This window comes from Ruegeria sp. BG7, from assembly GCF_056535685.1.
The window spans coordinates 727170-745515 of sequence record NZ_JBQFIU010000001.1 but is presented as its reverse complement, the minus strand read 5'-3'; the positions used below and the strand labels follow the sequence as shown (position 1 = coordinate 745515).

Sequence of the window (18346 nt, the reverse complement as noted above, 5' to 3'; positions counted from 1 at the left end):
CAGGGAAAGATGGACAAAGATAAGGAACAGGCCATAGCCCGCAAGGGTCGACACATCGGAGTGGTCATCGCCGTGACCATGCTGATTTGGCTTGCCATGAACCTGTTCATCGGCCCCGCGCTGGGTTTGACCACCCGGCACGCCTTGCTATTTGATCTCGCTGCATTGGCGGGTTTCATCTATGCAGGCATCAACATTTTTCAACTCTGGCGCATGCGTCAGGACAGCTGAAGGTAACACGCGATGCTGAAGGATCAGGACCGGATCTTTACCAACATCTACGGGATGCATGAGCGCACGCTGAAGGGCGCACAGGCCCGCGGGCATTGGGACGGCACTGCTGGCCTGATCGAAAAGGGCCGCGACTGGATCATCCAGACGATGAAGGACTCGGGTCTGCGCGGTCGCGGCGGCGCGGGCTTCCCGACGGGCCTGAAATGGTCGTTCATGCCCAAGGAAAGCGACGGGCGTCCGGCCTATCTGGTGGTGAACGCTGACGAATCCGAGCCCGGCACCTGCAAAGACCGTGAGATCATGCGCCATGATCCGCATACGCTGATCGAAGGTTGTCTGATCGCCTCTTTCGCGATGAACGCGCACACCTGCTATATCTACCTGCGCGGCGAATACATCCGCGAGCGCGAGGCGCTGCAGGCCGCGATTGACGAGGCTTATGACGCTGGTCTTTTGGGCAAGAACGCCGCTGGTTCGGGTTGGGATTTCGATATCTTCCTGCATCACGGGGCCGGGGCCTATATTTGCGGCGAGGAAACCGCCCTGATCGAAAGCCTTGAGGGCAAGAAGGGTATGCCAAGGATGAAACCTCCGTTCCCGGCGGGGGCTGGCCTTTATGGCTGCCCGACCACGGTGAACAACGTGGAATCCATTGCTGTCGTGCCGACCATCCTGCGCCGTGGCGCGGACTGGTTCGCAGGCTTTGGCCGTCAGAACAACGCGGGCACCAAGCTGTTTGCGATCTCGGGCCATGTGAACAACCCGTGTGTCGTCGAAGAGGCCATGTCGATCTCATTCGAAGAGCTGATTGAAACTCATTGCGGCGGCATTCGCGGCGGTTGGGACAACCTGTTGGCGGTAATCCCGGGTGGGTCCTCTGTTCCTTGCGTGCGCGGTGAAAACATGCGCGACGCGATCATGGATTTTGATTACCTGCGCAATGATCTGGGCTCGGGCCTTGGTACTGCTGCGGTGATCGTAATGGACAAGTCGACGGACATCATCAAGGCGATCTGGCGGCTGTCGAAGTTCTACAAGCACGAAAGCTGCGGCCAGTGTACGCCGTGCCGGGAAGGCACCGGATGGATGATGCGCGTTATGGACCGTCTTGTGCGCGGCGAGGCCGAATTGGAAGAGATCGACATGCTGTTTGATGTGACCAAACAGGTCGAAGGCCATACCATCTGTGCCTTGGGTGACGCGGCCGCTTGGCCGATCCAGGGCCTGATCCGCAACTTCCGGGAAGAGATCGAGGACCGCATCAAGGCCCAGAAGTCGGGCCGCATGGGTGCGATGGCAGCGGAGTAAACCGAATGGAAGCCTTTGATGAATATTCACACGCCATAGCATCCGTTGTGTTTTTCACGTTGGTGGTTCTGTTTTTGGCCCCGTTTTCTGCGCTGGCCAAGCAGGGCAAGGGACTGGCACCGGGTGCGACGCCTGAACAAGACTACGGTGATCAAGCCTATCGATTGAACCGGGCCTACCTCAACGGAACTGAAACGCTTCCGGCGTTTCTGACTGTTGTAGTTGCAGCAATTTTGCTGGGGGTCAGCCCATTCTGGGTCAACCTTCTGGCGTCAGTTGCTTTGGTTGCGCGCTTGCTCATGCTGGTGGTGCATCTTAGGGGGATCGGCAAGCCGAACAGCGGTTTGCGGTCCGTGCTGTATGTGCTGGGTTGGGCCTGCATGTTTGTAATCGGCCTTATGGCCTTGGTGGCGGCGTTTTAACGGCAAGGCGGCGGTAAAGACTGCAATGAGGGAAAGTATGAAGATCTCGAAGACCCTGGTTGTTGTTCTGGCTTTGGTCAGTGTATCCGCCTGCGGATTGATCAGACCGTCCGAGGACCGGCTTTTGTTCGATGGTCAGGCGTTCCGGACCAAGGCCAAAGCTGTCGACAAGAAGAAGTCGCCCGCTGACTTTACTGTGGTCGTCAAAGGTGTGTCTGCGTCATTGGATGGCGCGCGTGAGGCCGGGCGCCACGAAGGCACAAAGTTCTGTGTGCAAAACTTCGGATCGTCGCGGATTGATTGGAAAGTGGGGCCGGACACGGAACCGCAACAGCTTACCATCGCGGATGATCAACTCACATTTGCAGGAACCTGCAAACGCCCATGATGTCCAGTGTTTTTGCATATCACGAAAGGGCGCGCAGGGCGTTATTGCCTAGCAAACGCGCATCCTTTCGTCTTGGAAATTCCAAGACGAAAGGAAAACCTATGTCCTATGCAAAAACAATCGCTATGGCTGCCTTGATGGCTGTTCCTGCGGCAGCAGAGGCAAAGCCGCCCTTGAGGGATGTCAAAGAGATCGACAATGAACTCTATTACATCGCCATCGCAAACGAGATTTCGGAATACTGCCCCTCGATCAGCGGGCGACGACTGAAGGCGATCAGTGTGATGTGGGGGCTGCGCTCCAAAGCGAACGACTTGGGATACACAGACCGGGAAATCCGGTCTTATGTCGAGTCGGACGCAGAAAAAGACCGCATGCGCGCCAAGGGTGAGGCTTATCTGGCCTCAAACGGGGTGACTTATGAAAACCCCACCACGTTTTGCACGTTGGGCCAAAAGGAAATTCAACGAAACAGCGCCATTGGCGTTTACTTGAGGGCGGATTGACGGATGAGTGTTCAGGTTCTCAGATCCGGGGCAGTTGGTGTGGCATTGCTGATGTCATTATCGGCGTGCGAAACGCCAACCAGCTCTGCGACCGACACTGCCGCCTCTCGGGCAGAGTTTCGCGCCGAGCTGCCGCCGGAACTGTACGATTTCGCGTTCTCTGCAGCCGTGGCTGAGCAAATCGCTGGCGAATGCCGGGCGATTTCGTTTAATCGACCCGAGGCGCAGGCGCAGATGAAATCACTGGACGCCGAGCTCAAGGCCAAGGGCTATCAAGAAAGCGATATCCGCTATTTGGCCGATGCCATTCCGCCAAAGCGCGCGCAGGACGACCTAATCAAATACATCCAGCAAAGCGGCGTTGTCGTGGGTCAGCCCGACACGTTCTGCGCAGCTGGCCAACGCGAGATTGCCAACGGCACCCGGATCGGTGCATTCCTGAAAGGCTAACGAAATCATGTCTGACCTCCGCAAGATCAATATCGACGGGCAGGAAATCGAAGTCGAAGGCGCGATGACCCTGATCCAGGCTTGTGAGCAAGCCGGGGTCGAAGTGCCGCGTTTTTGTTATCATGAACGTTTGTCGATCGCTGGAAACTGCCGGATGTGCCTGGTCGAGGTTGTGGGCGGCCCGCCCAAGCCGGCGGCTTCGTGCGCAATGCAGGTGCGCGACCTGCGCCCAGGGCCGGAAGGTCAGCCTCCGGTCGTCAAGACAAACTCGCCCATGGTCAAAAAGGCCCGCGAAGGGGTGATGGAGTTTCTGCTGATCAACCACCCGCTGGATTGTCCGATTTGCGACCAAGGCGGAGAGTGTGACCTTCAGGATCAGGCCATGGCTTATGGTGTCTCGGGCTCGCGTTTCAAAGAAGCGAAGCGCGCAGTCGATGATCTGGATCTTGGCCCGCTGGTTGGCACGGCAATGACGCGCTGCATTAGCTGCACCCGCTGCGTGCGTTTCACGACCGAGGTCGCCGGGATCACGCAGATGGGTCAGACCGGGCGGGGCGAGGATGCCGAGATCACCTCGTACCTGAACGAAACACTGCAGTCGAACCTGCAGGGCAATATCATCGACTTGTGCCCGGTGGGCGCACTGACGTCGAAACCTTACGCCTTTACCGCTCGCCCATGGGAACTGACCAAGACCGAGAGCATAGACGTCATGGACGCCCTTGGTTCGAACATCCGCGTGGACACCAAAGGGCGCGAAGTGATGCGCTTCCTGCCGCGCAACCATGATGGCGTGAATGAAGAGTGGATCAGCGACAAAACCCGCTTTGTCTGGGATGGCCTGCGTCGTCAGCGCTTGGACAAGCCCTACATTCGCGAAAACGGCAAGTTGCGCCCGGCTTCATGGCCCGAGGCGCTGACCAAAGCTGCTGAGGCGCTGAAGGGCGCCGAAAAACCTGCTGGGATCGTGGGCGATCTGGCCTCGGTCGAGGCGACCTTTGCTTTGAAGCAGATGATCGAAGGGCAGGGCGGTGTTGTCGAATGCCGCACGGATGGTGCCAAGTTGCCTGCTGGCAACCGCGGGGCTTATGTCGGAACCGCTACGATTGAAGACATAGACTCGGCCGAACGCATTCTGCTGATCGGGACCAATCCGCGTGATGAGGCTCCGGTACTGAACGCGCGGATCCGCAAAGCCTGGGCGCATGGTGCCGAGGTGGCTCTGGTCGGTCCCGCAGTAGATCTGACCTATGACTACCATCACATGGGCGATGATCGCGCGGCCTTGCAGAAGGTCGTCGACAGGGGGCGTGACGACGCCATCAAGGGCAAACCCTCGCTGGTGATCGTGGGGCAGGGTGCCCTGCAAGAAGCGGATGGTGCTGCAGTATTGGCGTCCGCGCAAACCATTGCAGTCAATACCGAAAGCAGGCTTTTGGTACTGCACACTGCGGCCTCGCGCGTGGGTGCGATGGATGTAGATGCGACCAACGAAGGTGGCATGGATGCCGTCAACGCTGCCGACGTGATTTACAATCTCGGTGCCGATGAGGTCGAGATCGGCGAAGGCGCGTTTGTTATCTACCAGGGCAGCCACGGAGACCGTGGCGCTCACCGCGCCGACGTGATCTTGCCGGGCGCGGCCTATACCGAAGAAAACGGTTTGTTCGTGAACACTGAAGGACGCCCGCAACTGGCGATGCGTGCCGGTTTTGCGCCGGGCGAAGCTAAGGAAAACTGGGCCATTCTGCGGGCATTGTCGGCCGAGTTGGGCGCGAAACTTCCATTCGACTCACTGGCGCAATTGCGAACCGCACTCATTGAAGCTGTGCCGCATCTGGCCCGGATCGATGAGGTGATCGAGAATGAGGTTCAACCGCTCGACGCAGCGCCGCTGGGTCAGGCCACGTTCCGCAATGCGGTCAAGGATTTCTATCTGACCAACCCGATTGCCCGTGCGTCGCAACTGATGGCCGAGCTTTCGGCACAGGCGCAGGCACGTCAGACCGGAAAGATCGCGGCAGAATGAGCCGGAACCGTTTCATATCACAAGCAAAGGCGGCTGCCGGGTGGCAGTTCGCCGCGCTGGATTTGTGTGTGAAACTGAAGATTAAGGGTGGCGCTGAAGCGGCAGATGCTGTTTACACCAACGCGCCGACCCAGTCGCACTTTGCGCAGGCACCTGGCCTTTGCATCGCGCGCGGAAAACGGAATACCCACGGTGTGAGGACCAATGGCTGATTTCTTTAACACCCCAGGCGGAATAGCCATCATCATTCTGGCGCAAGTGCTTGCAGTTGTTGCGTTTGTGATGATCTCGCTGTTGTTCCTTGTTTACGGCGATCGCAAGATCTGGGCCGCTGTCCAGATGCGTCGCGGACCGAACGTGGTTGGCGCGTACGGCTTGCTGCAATCGGTGGCCGATGCATTGAAATATGTGGTCAAAGAGGTCGTCATCCCGGCGGGGGCAGACAGGACCGTCTTTATCCTTGCACCGCTCACCTCTTTTGTACTGGCGATGATTGCCTGGGCAGTGATCCCGTTCAATGATGGCTGGGTGCTGTCGGACATCAACGTCGCCATTCTCTATGTGTTCGCTGTGTCTTCACTGGAAGTTTATGGCGTGATTATGGGGGGTTGGGCGTCGAACTCAAAGTACCCGTTCCTTGGGTCTTTGCGCTCTGCTGCGCAGATGATTTCGTACGAGGTTTCGATTGGCCTGATCATCATCGGTGTGATCATCTCGACCGGGTCGATGAATTTTGGTGACATTGTGCGTGCGCAGGACGGCTCGTTCGGCTTCTTCAGCTGGTACTGGCTGCCGCACTTCCCGATGGTCTTCTTGTTCTTCATTTCGGCGCTGGCTGAAACCAACCGACCGCCATTCGACCTTCCCGAAGCGGAATCTGAACTGGTCGCCGGTTACCAGGTTGAATACTCTGCCACACCCTTCCTTCTGTTCATGGCTGGTGAATACATCGCGATCTTCCTGATGTGCGCGCTGACCACGCTGCTGTTCTTCGGCGGCTGGCTGTCACCGATCCCGGGCCTGCCCGATGGCGTGCTGTGGATGGTCGCGAAGATGGCGTTCTTCTTCTTCCTCTTCGCAATGGTCAAGGCGATCACGCCGCGCTACCGCTATGACCAGTTGATGCGGTTGGGTTGGAAAGTCTTCCTGCCGTTCTCGCTGGCCTGGGTGGTCTTTGTGGCCTTCGCGGCAAAGTTCGACTGGTTCTGGGGTGCGTTCGCCCGTTGGAGCACAGGGGGCTAACGCGTTGGGTATCGATTTCACAGTCTTCTCCAAGCTTGTCGAGTTTTCGACACGGCACTCTGTGGAAGGCCGTTCATTGATGCTGGGCCGTCAGGAATTTGTTCGCCTGCGGCCGCCCAGAATCTTTCAGCGCAAACTGCGCCGAGAGGGGCTGGACCATATTCAGTTGGAAGACCTTCAGCAGTCGGATGGCTACAGCGAGACGTTCTTTCGCAAGCTGGGGTTCGGTGAAATCGAAACTATGGATTTCTCGGACCACGAAGGCGCGACGATCCTTCAGGACCTAAATCGTCCCATTCCGAAAGAACTTGCAGGTCAATTCGATTTCATCTTCGACGGTGGAACGATTGAGCATGTGTTTAACGTTCCCGTTGCGCTGGAAAACGTGTTCCACATGCTGAAGCCCGGCGGGCATTTCATCTCGGTGAATGGCCTGAACGGCTGGGCCGGGCATGGGATGTATCAGTTCAATCCGGAACTGGTCTATTCGTTCTGGCGTCGGAACGCGGGCTGCGTGGTCAACGCGTGCCAGGCGATTCAACGCAGCCGTGCCTTCCACCAGGCGGTTTTGGATCTACAAGATCCGGCGGATGGAGAACAACGGATCGACCTGGGCGATTCCCTCCCGGATGGGCAGGTCTATTTGTACTGTGAAATCCAGCGCGGTTCCGAAGCGGCTCTCATGGACACGGTTCTTCAAAGTGACTACGAGACGCACTGGCGTGACTACTCCAATGCCGGTGGAACGCGATATGATCAGAAGGTTAGCTCTCTATGACTCAAATCGACTACACCCGCGCCGCCAAGTACTTTCTGCTACAGGACTTCTGGGTCGGTATGAAACTGGGGCTCAAGTACTTCTTTGCCCCGAAGGCCACCGTGAACTATCCGCACGAAAAGGGCCCTCTGTCGCCGCGATTCCGTGGGGAACATGCGCTGCGTCGTTATCCCAACGGTGAAGAACGCTGCATCGCTTGCAAACTGTGTGAAGCGGTTTGTCCCGCGCAAGCCATCACCATCGACGCCGAGCCGCGCGAAGACGGCAGCCGCCGCACGACACGTTACGACATCGACATGACCAAATGCATCTATTGCGGCTTCTGCCAAGAGGCATGCCCGGTTGATGCCATCGTTGAAGGGCCGAATTTCGAATTCGCCACGGAAACCCGCGAAGAGCTGTTCTACGACAAGGAAAAACTGCTGGATAACGGCGAACGCTGGGAGGCCGAGATCGCCCGCAATCTGGAAATGGACGCGCCGTATCGATGACTGACAGCCCGACAAATCCGTTCGAGCTGATGATGAAGCAGGCTCAGGACATGGCCAAGGCGATGAACCCGGCGATGGAAAGCTTTTCGCCCAAAGGGTTCGAAGCGCTGTGGCCGACCATGCCTAAAGAGGTCATGGAGATGATGTTCGGCAACACCGTCAACAAAGACGGGCTGGATGCCAAAACCCGCCTGCTGTTGACGCTGGCCGGGCTGACCTGTCAGGGCGCGCAAGCGGATAGTGCCGTGCGCCAAACTGTGCGCCACGCGCTGGAAGCGGGTGCCAAGAAACAAGAGATCGTGGAAACGATCGGTCAGATGTCGGTCTTTGCCGGCATCCCGGCCATGACCCGCGCGCTGGATCTGGCGCAAGAGGTCATGGGCGGCAACGAGGATGAGGATCAATGACCGTCTTTGCCTTCTATCTGTTTGCCATCAGCGCCATCACCGGCGGGCTGTTCACGGTGATCAGCCGCCAGCCAGTGCACTCGGTGCTGTGGCTGATCCTGTCCTTCCTGTCGGCGGCGGGGCTGTTCGTGCTGCTGGGGGCCGAGTTTGTGGCGATGCTGCTGATCATCGTCTATGTAGGCGCGGTCGCGGTTCTGTTCCTGTTCGTGGTGATGATGTTGGACGTGGACTTTGCCGAGCTCAAGGCCGAGATGGCACGCTATATGCCGCTGGCCCTGCTGATCGGTCTGGTCATCCTGATGCAGTTCGTCATGGCCTTTGGCGCTTGGGACAGCGCGCAGGGTGCGGCGGCCAATCTGGCCCAGCCAGTTCCAGCGGACCGCCACAACACCGAGGCGTTGGGTGTCATCCTTTATGATCAATATTTCCTTCTGTTCCAACTGGCGGGCCTGATCCTGCTGGTGGCCATGATCGGCGCCATCGTGCTGACATTGCGCCACCGTCAGGACATCAAGCGTCAGGACATCGTCGGCCAGATGATGCGAGACCCGGCCAAGGCGATGGAGTTGAAGGACGTTAAACCGGGGCAGGGACTTTGAGACGATGATCGGACTTGAACACTATCTTACGGTCGCGGCGACGCTGTTCGTCATCGGCATCTTCGGTCTCTTCCTGAACCGCAAGAACGTCATCATCCTGCTGATGAGCATCGAACTGATGCTGCTGGCGGTGAATATCAACCTCGTGGCGTTTTCCAGCTTCCTCGGCGATCTTGTCGGGCAGGTGTTTACGCTGTTCGTGCTGACCGTTGCGGCGGCCGAGGCGGCGATTGGTCTGGCCATTCTGGTCTGCTTCTTCCGTAACCGTGGCACGATCGCGGTTGAAGACGTCAATATGATGAAGGGCTAAGAGAACTATGGAAACCACCATCCTCTTTGCCCCGCTCGTGGGCGCGCTGATCTGCGGCTTTGGCTGGAAGTTCATTGGCGAGAAAGCCGCCATGTGGACGTCCACCGGTCTGCTGTTTCTGGCCTGTCTGCTGTCGTGGATCGTTTTCTTCACATTTGATGGGGTGACCCAGCAGATTGAGATCATGCGCTGGATCGAAAGCGGCTCGTTGTCGACAAGCTGGGCTATTCGACTGGACCGTCTGACCGCGATCATGCTGATCGTGGTGACAACCGTTTCGGCGCTCGTGCACCTCTATTCCTTCGGCTACATGGATCACGACCCGCAGTGGCGTGAGGGCGAAAGCTATAAGCCGCGTTTCTTTGCCTATCTGTCCTTCTTCACCTTCGCCATGCTGATGCTGGTGACGGCGGACAATCTGGTGCAGATGTTCTTTGGCTGGGAAGGCGTGGGTGTCGCTTCGTACCTGTTGATCGGCTTCTATTATCGCAAGTCTTCGGCCAATGCGGCGGCGATGAAAGCGTTCATCGTGAACCGGGTGGGTGACTTCGGCTTTGCGCTTGGGATCTTCGCGATCTTCTTCCTGACCGATAGCATCAATTTCTCGGACATCTTTGCGTCCGCCCCGGCGCTGGCCGAAGAAAAGCTGCACTTCCTGTGGGGCGAGTGGACAGCGATTGAAGTCATCTGTGTGCTGCTGTTCATCGGCGCGATGGGTAAATCGGCTCAGTTGATCCTGCACACCTGGTTGCCGGACGCGATGGAAGGCCCGACGCCTGTGTCGGCCCTGATCCACGCTGCAACCATGGTGACGGCAGGTGTCTTCCTGGTCTGCCGCATGTCGCCGCTGATGGAGTTTGCGCCGGGCGCAACCGGCTTCATCACTGTGCTAGGCGCATCCACCGCGTTCTTTGCGGCCACGGTAGGTTTGGTGCAAACCGACATCAAGCGTGTGATTGCGTATTCGACCTGTTCTCAGCTTGGATACATGTTCGTGGCTGCTGGTGTGGGCATGTACTCGGCGGCGATGTTCCACCTGTTCACTCACGCCTTCTTCAAAGCCCTATTGTTCCTGGGTGCGGGTTCCGTGATCCACGCCATGCATCACGAGCAGGAGATGACCGAATACGGCGGTTTGCGGAAGAAAATCCCATATACCTTCTGGGCGATGGTGATCGGCACGCTGGCCATCACCGGCGTTGGTATTCCGCTGACCACATTTGGCTTTGCCGGGTTCCTGTCCAAGGACGCCATCATCGAGAGCGCTTATGCGGGCGGCTCGGGCTATGGCTTCTGGTTACTGGTTGTGGCGGCTGCGTTCACCTCGTTCTACAGCTGGCGTCTGATCTTCCTGACCTTCTACGGTGAGCCGCGTGGCGACAAACATACGCATGATCACGCGCATGAAAGCCCGATGGTCATGCTGGTGCCGCTGGGCGTTCTGTCACTGGGCGCGGTTTTTGCCGGGATGATCTGGTACGGCAATTTCTTTGGCCACGCCGACAAGGTTGGCAAGTTCTATGGCATCCCTGTTGCCGAAGCGTCTGAGCACGCAGAGGCCGGCGATCACGGCAAAGCAGAAGAGCATGACGATGCCGCACATTCGGATGACGGTCATGCGGATGATGGTCATGGCACTGAAACACATGCGGATGAGGGCCATGCAGACGACGGCCACGGTGACAAAGCTGCTCACGGCGGTGATCACCACTATGCCTTTGTTGGCGAACCGGGCGAGGGCGCGCTGTATATGGCACCGGACAACCACGTGTTGGACGATGCGCACGCCGCTCCGAAATGGGTTAAGGTCTCGCCCTTTGTTGCGATGGTCCTCGGCTTTATCGTGGCCTATTGGTTCTACATCGTGAACACGACGCTGCCTGCGCGGTTGGCCGAGAACCAGCGCCCGCTGTACCTGTTCCTCAAGAACAAGTGGTACTTTGACGAGATCTACAACGTGATCTTTGTCAAACCCACCATCGCTCTTGGCCGGTTCCTGTGGAAACGCGGCGATGGAAATACAATTGATGGCTTCCTGAACGGAGTAGCAATGGGCGTTGTTCCCTTCTTTACCCGCCTCGCAGGCAAGGCTCAGACCGGGTACATCTTTACCTATGCCTTCTGGATGGTGCTGGGCATCGCAGCCCTTGTAACGTGGATGTCTATCGGCGGAGGGGCCAACTAATGGACAATATCCTTTCCATCGTTACGTTCATCCCGGCGATTGCAGCAGGTATTCTGGCCCTGTTCCTGCATGGGGATGACGCTGCGGCCCAACGCAATGCCAAGTGGATTGCGCTGCTGGCGACGACCGTGACTTTCCTGGTATCGATTGGCATCTATACCGGTTTTGATCCCTCGAACCCCGGCTTCCAGATGGTGGAAGAAGGTGAGTGGCTGATGGGTCTCAAGTACAAGATGGGCGTTGATGGCATCAGCATTCTGTTCGTGCTGTTGACCACCTTCATCATGCCTCTAACCATTCTGGCCAGTTGGAATGTGACCGACCGCGTCAAGGAATACATGGTGGCTTTCCTGCTGCTGGAAACCCTGATGCTGGGCGTGTTCATGGCGCTGGATCTGGTGCTGTTTTACCTGTTCTTCGAGGCTGGCCTGATCCCAATGTTCCTGATCATCGGTATCTGGGGCGGCAAGGATCGTATCTATGCCAGCTTCAAGTTCTTTCTCTACACCTTCCTCGGCTCGGTGCTGATGCTGGTGGCGATGGTGGCGATGTACGCAGATGCGGGCACTACGGATATTGAGGCTCTGATGAGCCACCAATTCTCATCGGAAAGCTTCAGCGTGCTGGGCATCTATGTTGTCGGCGGTATGCAGACTTTGATGTTCTTGGCCTTCTTTGCGTCGTTTGCGGTGAAAATGCCGATGTGGCCGGTGCACACTTGGTTGCCGGACGCGCACGTTCAGGCCCCAACTGCAGGGTCGGTCGTTCTGGCGGCGATCCTGCTGAAGATGGGTGGCTATGGCTTCCTGCGGTTCAGCCTGCCAATGTTCCCCGTAGGTTCGGCGGTGATGACCGATCTGGTGCTTTGGATGTCTGCGATTGCGGTTGTCTACACCTCGCTGGTGGCGCTGGTGCAAGAGGACATGAAGAAGCTGATCGCTTACTCGTCGGTCGCGCATATGGGCTTTGTGACTATGGGTATCTTTGCGGCAAACCAGCAGGGCATCGACGGCGCGATCTTCCAGATGCTGAGCCACGGGTTCATCTCGGCCGCGTTGTTCCTGTGTGTGGGCGTGATCTATGATCGGATGCATACTCGGGATATCGAGGCTTATGGCGGTCTGGTCATTCGGATGCCTGCTTATGCGCTTGTCTTCATGCTGTTCACCATGGCCAATGTCGGCTTGCCGGGCACATCCGGGTTCATTGGTGAATTCCTGACCCTGATGGGCGCGTTCCAGGTCAACACCTGGGTGACGGCTGTGGCTGCGACCGGTGTCATCTTTTCGGCCGGTTACGCACTGTGGCTGTACCGCCGCGTGGTTTTTGGCGACCTGATCAAGGAAAGCCTGAAGGCGATGACCGACATGAGCTCGCGCGAGCGTTTGATCTTTGCCCCACTGATTGTGATGACCATCCTTTTGGGCGTTTACCCGTCGCTGGTAACGGATGTGATCGGGCAATCTACCGCCGCGCTGATTTCGAAATATGACACGGCTCTGGCCGCGGCTGAGGCTGCGACCCAGACAGCCGCCTCGCACTAAGGGAGCTTTGGAGACATGATCCAGGCTGATCTGACAATTATCCTGCCGGAAATCATTCTGGCGCTCTACGCGATGGCGGCGCTCTTGGGGGCTGTCTATACGACGAAAGACGGCATGGCACCTTTGTTGGTCTGGACCACAGCTGGTCTGATGGCCCTTCTGGCAATCTGGATCGCCACACAAGGCGAGGGGACCAACGTGGCCTTCAATGGCATGTTCGTCGACGACGGGTTCGCCCGTTTCGCCAAGGTTGCGATCCTGCTTTCGGCAGGTGCTGTTCTGGTCATGAGCCAGGATTACATGGCGCGCCGCGACTTGCTGCGTTTTGAGTATCCGCTACTGGTCGCACTTGCCGCTGTTGGCATGATGATGATGGTTAGCGCGGGCGATCTGATGTCGCTTTACATGGGGCTCGAGCTGCAATCGCTGTCGCTCTATGTTGTCGCGGCATTGCGTCGTGACAGCGCGAAATCGACCGAAGCGGGTCTGAAGTATTTCGTGCTGGGTGCGCTCAGCTCGGGCTTGCTGCTTTATGGTGCGTCACTGGTTTATGGCTTTACTGGAACCACGCTCTTTTCAGGCATCATTACGACCGTTCAGGCCGGAGAAGTTTCGATTGGCCTGCTGTTTGGTCTGATCTTCCTGATCTCTGGTCTGGCCTTCAAAGTCTCGGCCGTGCCGTTCCACATGTGGACACCGGACGTGTACGAAGGCTCGCCAACGCCGATTACAGCCTTTTTCGCCACCGCGCCGAAAGTGGCTGCCATGGCCCTTTTTGCGCGACTGATGCATGACGCGTTTGGTGGCATTGTGAAAGACTGGCAGCAGGTGATTGTCCTGCTTTCGGTTCTGTCGATGCTGCTGGGTGCTGTCGCCGCGATTGGTCAGCGCGACATCAAACGTCTGATGGCGTTCTCGTCGATTGCCCATATGGGTTATGCTCTGATCGGTCTGGCAGCAGGTACCGAGTTGGGCATCAAAGCGATGCTGATGTATCTGGCCATCTACGTGACTATGAACATCGGAACCTTTGCCTTCATCCTGATGATGGAACGGGACGGCAAACCGATCACCGATATTGACGCCCTGCGCCAGTATTCCAAGCGCGATCCGGGCAAAGCCCTTGCCGTTCTGATCCTGATGTTCTCGCTGGCCGGTGTGCCACCGATGCTGGGTTTCTTTGCGAAATTTGGCGTTTGGCAAGCAGGTGTCAGCGCGGGTCTGACCGGCCTTGTGATCGTCTCGGCCATCGCGTCCGTCATTGGTGCCTTCTATTACCTGCGGATCGTGTTCTACATGTATTTCGGGGCTGAAAACGAAGACCCGATTGAAACCCGGTCGACGCCGGTGTTGTGGGTCGCCTTGATGGGCTCGGCCGCCTTGATGCTGATCGGCATCTTCTATCAGTTTGGTGTCGAGGGCGCGGCGGCAGCTGCGGCAGCGACGCTTGTCAACTGAATATCTTGAACACTCGGAAGGAGGGGCTCGGTCGCGTGACCGGGCCTTTTTGATATGACAAAATGGCCCCAAGGCTATGGGCTGCACGAGCTGCAGGAAGTCGATAGCACTCTCAATGAGGCAGCGCGGATTGCACCCACTGCCCGAGGTCCCGTTTGGATTATGGCACATCACCAAACGGCGGCGCGCGGACGGCGGGGGCGGGCCTGGGCCAATCCGATGGGTAATCTGGCCGCGACGTTGCTGATGCGCCCGCAAGGTGCGCCGGAACAGGCAGCGCTACGCAGCTTTATGGCCGCATTGGCCTTGTTCGACGCCTGTGTTGCTGTGACCGGAAGAACGGCCGGGCTGTCGCTGAAATGGCCCAATGATGTTCTGCTGAACGGGGGTAAGCTGGCCGGTATCTTGCTGGAAAGCACCGGGCAGGGGCAAGATGTTGCGCATCTGGCGATCGGCATCGGTGTGAACCTGGCCAATGCACCTGACGCGGATGCGGTCGAACCTGGTGCCATGCGACCCGTTTCATTGCTGTCGGAAACCGGTTCAAATGTATCGCCCGAAGATTTCCTAACCGAACTGGCCGCAGCTTATGCCAGGTATGAAACCCAATTCGTCACCTATGGGTTCGAACCGATCCGCACCGCGTGGCTGGCCCGCGCCGCGCGATTGGGAGAGGTCATCACCGCGCGTACCGGAACGTCAGAGACGGTTGGAACCTTCGAAACAGTAGACGCAAGCGGCAACCTTGTCTTAAACACCGCCAAAGGCCGCGTGAGCATTCCTGCGGCAGACGTGTATTTCTGAAAGGGGCGTTAAATGCTTCTGGCCATTGATTGCGGCAACACCAACACCGTTTTCTCGATCTGGGACGGCGAGAAGTTTCTGTGCACCTTACGCACGTCGACCCACCATGCGCGCACGGCAGACGCATATTTCACCTGGTATTCGACGCTGGTGAAACATTACGGCATAGAAGCGGTCATAACAGATGTCGTCATTGCTTCGACCGTGCCGCGTGTGGTGTTCAATCTGCGCATTTTTGCGGATCGCTTCTTCGGGTGCCGCCCGCTGGTGGTTGGCAAGCCTGACTGCCTATTGCCTGTGCCGCCGCGTGTCGACGAAGGAACTGTCCCAGGTCCTGACCGGCTGGCCAATGCAGTGGGCGCGTTTGATCGTCACGGTGGCAATGTGGTTGTTGTGGATTTTGGCACAGCAACAAACTTTGACGTTGTTGCCGCCGATGGGGCCTATGTCGGGGGCATTATCGCGCCTGGTGTAAACCTGAGCCTTGAAGCTCTGCATCAGGGGGCGGCTGCGCTTCCGCATATCGATATTACCCGACCGGATAAAGTGATCGGGACGAATACGGTTGGATGTATCCAATCGGGCGTGTATTGGGGCTACTCCGGCCTGATCGAAGGGCTGATAGCCCGGATCAAAACCGAATACGGAATGCCGATGAAAGTTGTGGGTACTGGTGGACTGGCCCCTTTGTTCGATCAGGCCGACGTAGGGTTCGACGCAATCGAAGATGATCTGACGATGCACGGTTTGACCGTGATCCATCGCTATAACAAGGATAATGGCTCCGAATGAGCAGTGAAAGATTGATCTACCTGCCGCTGGGTGGCGCGGGTGAAATTGGCATGAATGCCTATGTGTATGGCTATGGCAAACCCGGTCAGGAACGCCTGATCCTTGTTGATTTGGGTGTCACTTTTCCGGACATGGACACAACACCCGGTGTTGACCTGATCTATGCGGATATTTCGTGGTTGAAAGAGCGTGCAGACCAGCTGGACGGCGTTTTTATCACCCACGCGCATGAGGACCATGTTGGCGCGGTGGCGCATTGCTATGAAGCCTCGGGTGCGCCGATTTATGCCCGCGCGTTCACGGCCAATATCGCGCGCCGCAAGATGGAAGAACACGCGCACCCAACCGAGGCCGTAACAACCGTATCCGCCTGGCCTGAACAGGTCTCGGTCGGGCCTTTTACGGTTGGTTTCCTGCCTGTATCGCACTCGATCCCCGAAAGCGCGGCGTTGGTCATCGATACGCCTGCGGGACGGGTCGTGCATTCGGGCGACTTCAAACTGGATGCGCAGCCTGTCGTGGGTGAGGCTTTTGATCCAGATTTGTGGGCTGAGGTCGCCAAGCCCGGCGTCAAGGCGTTGGTTTGCGACAGCACAAACGTGTTCTCGGCGCATCCGGGCCGTTCAGAATCCGAAGTTGGGCCGGAAATCACCAAACTGGTCGAAAACGCCGAAGGCATGGTCGTGGCGACCACGTTTGCCTCAAACGTTGCGCGGGTCAAAACACTGGCCGAAGCGGGTCAGCGGGCAGGGCGGTCGGTTGTTCTGTTGGGCCGCGCCATGCGCCGAATGATCGAAGCCGCAACCGAAACCGGCATCCTGTCGGATTTCCCAAAGGTGATCAGCGCGGAAGAGGCGTTGGATCTTCCGCGCCAGAATCTGATGCTGATCGTGACCGGCAGCCAGGGGGAGCGTAGGGCAGCCAGCGCTCAACTGGCCCGTGGCAAGTACCGGGGTCTGGAACTGGCAGAGGGTGACCTGTTCCTGTTTTCCTCGAAAACCATTCCGGGCAATGAGCGGGGCGTGATCTTTATCATGAACCAGCTCAGCGAAAAGGGTGTGGATGTCGTCGATGACAGCTCGGGTCTCTATCACGTGTCAGGCCATGCCAACCGGCCTGATCTTGAGAAGGTCCATGCGCTGATCGATCCGCAGGTCGTGATCCCGATGCACGGTGAACACCGTCATCTGCGCGAGCACGTCAAACTGGCCGAGCAAGGCGGCAGATCCGGTGTGCTGGCCGTGAACGGCACCATGCTGGATATCAGCGGCAACGCCCCGGCTGTTGTCGACTATGTCGAAACCGGGCGCACATATCTGGACGGGTCGGTCAAGATCGGCGCTTTGGACGGCGTGGTGCGGGATCGTATCCGCATGGCATTGAACGGCCATGTCACGGTCACTGTGGTCTTGGACGAGGAAGACGAACCGCTGGGTGAACCTTGGTGCGATACCATGGGCCTGCCCGAGATCGGAACTTCGCGCGCGGCTTTGGTGGAGATTCTGGAGGAGGACCTGAATCAATTCCTGATGCGGGCCGCGGCCAAAACTTTACGCGATGATGACAAGCTGGAAGACGAGATGCGCCGGATCGTGCGGCAGACCGCCAAAGCGGAAATCGGCAAGAAGCCCGAAGTAACAGTGGTTGTCAGCCGGATGCGGTGAGTCGGAGCGGTCAATCGTGTTCCGGCATCGGGTAGCCCCTGAGTCGCAAAAATAGATTGGCTTCTTCGTCGTTCTTATAGAATGGCACTGACGCAGGCGGCTCGGGTTTTGTGACCCGGGCTGCTATTTCTGCCAAAACAACCTCGGTTATGAAGGGCAGGTCAAGATCACGCGCGCGGTCAAGTTGCACCCATTGCAGGTGCGACAGCTCGTCTGAGGCGCGACTGAAATCGTCCAGATCACCTTGCAGGGCTTCCGCATCGACCAAAAAGAACCGTGCGTCAAACCGTCGAGGTCGACCGGGCGGAGTTACAGCGCGGAAAACGAATTGCAACGCAGCTGCAGACGGCACAAACCCCATCGCCGAAAAACTCTGCCAGTCGTCAGGTGCTTGACCTGACCACGCACCCGGCTGGCCCAGAACAAGCCCGGTTTCTTCCCAGAGCTCTCGAATGGCAGCGGCGGCCAGCGCGTGTTGCAGTCCGGACTCGGCCTGTTCTGCCAAACGGTCACGGCACAGATCGGGCAGCTTGGTCGCCAGGGGCACTTCTGAATCCGCTGGATCAACTGCACCGCCAGGGAACACAAACTTGTTCGGCATGAATACGGCTTTGGAGCCGCGTTGCCCCATAAGGATCGATGGGTTGGTCCATCTGTCCCGCAAAACGATGACAGTAGCGGCGTCACGGATGGCGGTCTTGTCTACTGTCATATCTGCGCCACGCGACCGGTTGG

The 18346-nt window shown here is 57.9% G+C and carries 21 protein-coding genes; 20 read left to right on the top strand and 1 reads right to left on the bottom strand.

The annotated features are described in order from the left end of the window. The first annotated feature begins 9 nt into the window (after positions 1–9). The 20 genes from ACR3EH_RS03690 (at position 10) to ACR3EH_RS03595 (ending at position 17611) form a co-directional block, all read left to right on the top strand. Complete coding sequence (locus tag ACR3EH_RS03690; protein WP_171092174.1) at positions 10–231, top strand: DUF5337 domain-containing protein; 222 nt, start codon at positions 10–12, stop codon at positions 229–231. A gap of 12 nt (positions 232–243) precedes the next feature. Then, positions 244–1542 (top strand): NADH-quinone oxidoreductase subunit NuoF, encoded by a 1299-nt coding sequence (nuoF, locus tag ACR3EH_RS03685; protein WP_171092173.1) that lies wholly within the window; start codon positions 244–246, stop codon positions 1540–1542. A gap of 5 nt (positions 1543–1547) precedes the next feature. After that, positions 1548–1964, top strand: coding sequence for an MAPEG family protein (locus tag ACR3EH_RS03680; protein ID WP_171184867.1), 417 nt, complete (start codon positions 1548–1550; stop codon positions 1962–1964). A gap of 37 nt (positions 1965–2001) precedes the next feature. Further along, positions 2002–2352 (top strand): hypothetical protein, encoded by a 351-nt coding sequence (locus ACR3EH_RS03675; protein WP_171092169.1) that lies wholly within the window; start codon positions 2002–2004, stop codon positions 2350–2352. 101 nt (positions 2353–2453) lie between these two features. Next, the gene (locus ACR3EH_RS03670) at positions 2454–2858 is read left to right on the top strand and encodes a DUF5333 domain-containing protein (RefSeq protein ID WP_253746354.1); all 405 of its coding nucleotides are present in this window, start codon (positions 2454–2456) and stop codon (positions 2856–2858) included. A 3-nt stretch (positions 2859–2861) separates the two neighbouring features. Next, complete coding sequence (locus tag ACR3EH_RS03665) at positions 2862–3308, top strand: DUF5333 family protein (RefSeq protein WP_171184865.1); 447 nt, start codon at positions 2862–2864, stop codon at positions 3306–3308. 7 nt (positions 3309–3315) lie between these two features. Beyond that, positions 3316–5337 (top strand): NADH-quinone oxidoreductase subunit NuoG, encoded by a 2022-nt coding sequence (gene nuoG / locus ACR3EH_RS03660; RefSeq protein WP_171675434.1) that lies wholly within the window; start codon positions 3316–3318, stop codon positions 5335–5337. Beyond that, a complete protein-coding gene (locus ACR3EH_RS03655) occupies positions 5334–5549 on the top strand; it encodes a hypothetical protein (RefSeq protein ID WP_171092164.1) in 216 nt (71 codons plus the stop codon). Before nuoG ends, ACR3EH_RS03655 begins: the two co-directional genes overlap by 4 nt. Beyond that, positions 5542–6579: an NADH-quinone oxidoreductase subunit NuoH gene (gene nuoH, locus ACR3EH_RS03650; RefSeq protein WP_171092162.1), complete on the top strand. Its 1038-nt coding sequence runs from the start codon at positions 5542–5544 to the stop codon at positions 6577–6579. The genes ACR3EH_RS03655 and nuoH overlap by 8 nt, the downstream gene beginning before the upstream one ends. 4 nt (positions 6580–6583) lie before the next feature. Beyond that, complete coding sequence (locus tag ACR3EH_RS03645; RefSeq protein ID WP_171675436.1) at positions 6584–7357, top strand: methyltransferase domain-containing protein; 774 nt, start codon at positions 6584–6586, stop codon at positions 7355–7357. Continuing rightward, on the top strand, positions 7354–7848 hold the full coding sequence (nuoI, locus tag ACR3EH_RS03640; protein WP_170331439.1) for an NADH-quinone oxidoreductase subunit NuoI: 495 nt from the start codon (positions 7354–7356) through the stop codon (positions 7846–7848). Before ACR3EH_RS03645 ends, nuoI begins: the two co-directional genes overlap by 4 nt. Then, positions 7845–8255, top strand: coding sequence for a carboxymuconolactone decarboxylase family protein (locus ACR3EH_RS03635; RefSeq protein WP_171092158.1), 411 nt, complete (start codon positions 7845–7847; stop codon positions 8253–8255). Before nuoI ends, ACR3EH_RS03635 begins: the two co-directional genes overlap by 4 nt. Continuing rightward, a complete protein-coding gene (locus tag ACR3EH_RS03630; protein ID WP_170615376.1) occupies positions 8252–8854 on the top strand; it encodes an NADH-quinone oxidoreductase subunit J in 603 nt (200 codons plus the stop codon). Before ACR3EH_RS03635 ends, ACR3EH_RS03630 begins: the two co-directional genes overlap by 4 nt. Before the next feature lie 4 nt (positions 8855–8858). Continuing rightward, positions 8859–9164, top strand: coding sequence for an NADH-quinone oxidoreductase subunit NuoK (nuoK, locus tag ACR3EH_RS03625; RefSeq protein WP_005984024.1), 306 nt, complete (start codon positions 8859–8861; stop codon positions 9162–9164). A gap of 7 nt (positions 9165–9171) precedes the next feature. Then, positions 9172–11349: an NADH-quinone oxidoreductase subunit L gene (gene nuoL, locus ACR3EH_RS03620; RefSeq protein ID WP_171184861.1), complete on the top strand. Its 2178-nt coding sequence runs from the start codon at positions 9172–9174 to the stop codon at positions 11347–11349. Then, the gene (locus ACR3EH_RS03615) at positions 11349–12893 is read left to right on the top strand and encodes an NADH-quinone oxidoreductase subunit M (RefSeq protein ID WP_171184859.1); all 1545 of its coding nucleotides are present in this window, start codon (positions 11349–11351) and stop codon (positions 12891–12893) included. Before nuoL ends, ACR3EH_RS03615 begins: the two co-directional genes overlap by 1 nt. Before the next feature lie 15 nt (positions 12894–12908). Further along, the gene (gene nuoN / locus ACR3EH_RS03610; RefSeq protein ID WP_171105703.1) at positions 12909–14351 is read left to right on the top strand and encodes an NADH-quinone oxidoreductase subunit NuoN; all 1443 of its coding nucleotides are present in this window, start codon (positions 12909–12911) and stop codon (positions 14349–14351) included. Positions 14352–14405: 54 nt separating this feature from the next. Continuing rightward, positions 14406–15155 carry a biotin--[acetyl-CoA-carboxylase] ligase gene (locus tag ACR3EH_RS03605; RefSeq protein WP_171646685.1) on the top strand — a complete coding sequence of 250 codons (750 nt, stop codon included), beginning with the start codon at positions 14406–14408 and terminating at the stop codon, positions 15153–15155. A 12-nt stretch (positions 15156–15167) separates the two neighbouring features. Next, on the top strand, positions 15168–15947 hold the full coding sequence (locus tag ACR3EH_RS03600; RefSeq protein WP_171646687.1) for a type III pantothenate kinase: 780 nt from the start codon (positions 15168–15170) through the stop codon (positions 15945–15947). After that, positions 15944–17611, top strand: coding sequence for a ribonuclease J (locus tag ACR3EH_RS03595; protein WP_171646689.1), 1668 nt, complete (start codon positions 15944–15946; stop codon positions 17609–17611). Before ACR3EH_RS03600 ends, ACR3EH_RS03595 begins: the two co-directional genes overlap by 4 nt. 10 nt (positions 17612–17621) lie before the next feature. Here ACR3EH_RS03595 and ACR3EH_RS03590 read toward each other — a convergent pair whose 3' ends face one another. Then, positions 17622–18323 (bottom strand): NUDIX hydrolase, encoded by a 702-nt coding sequence (locus ACR3EH_RS03590; RefSeq protein ID WP_171184853.1) that lies wholly within the window; start codon positions 18321–18323, stop codon positions 17622–17624. Positions 18324–18346: the final 23 nt, after the last annotated feature.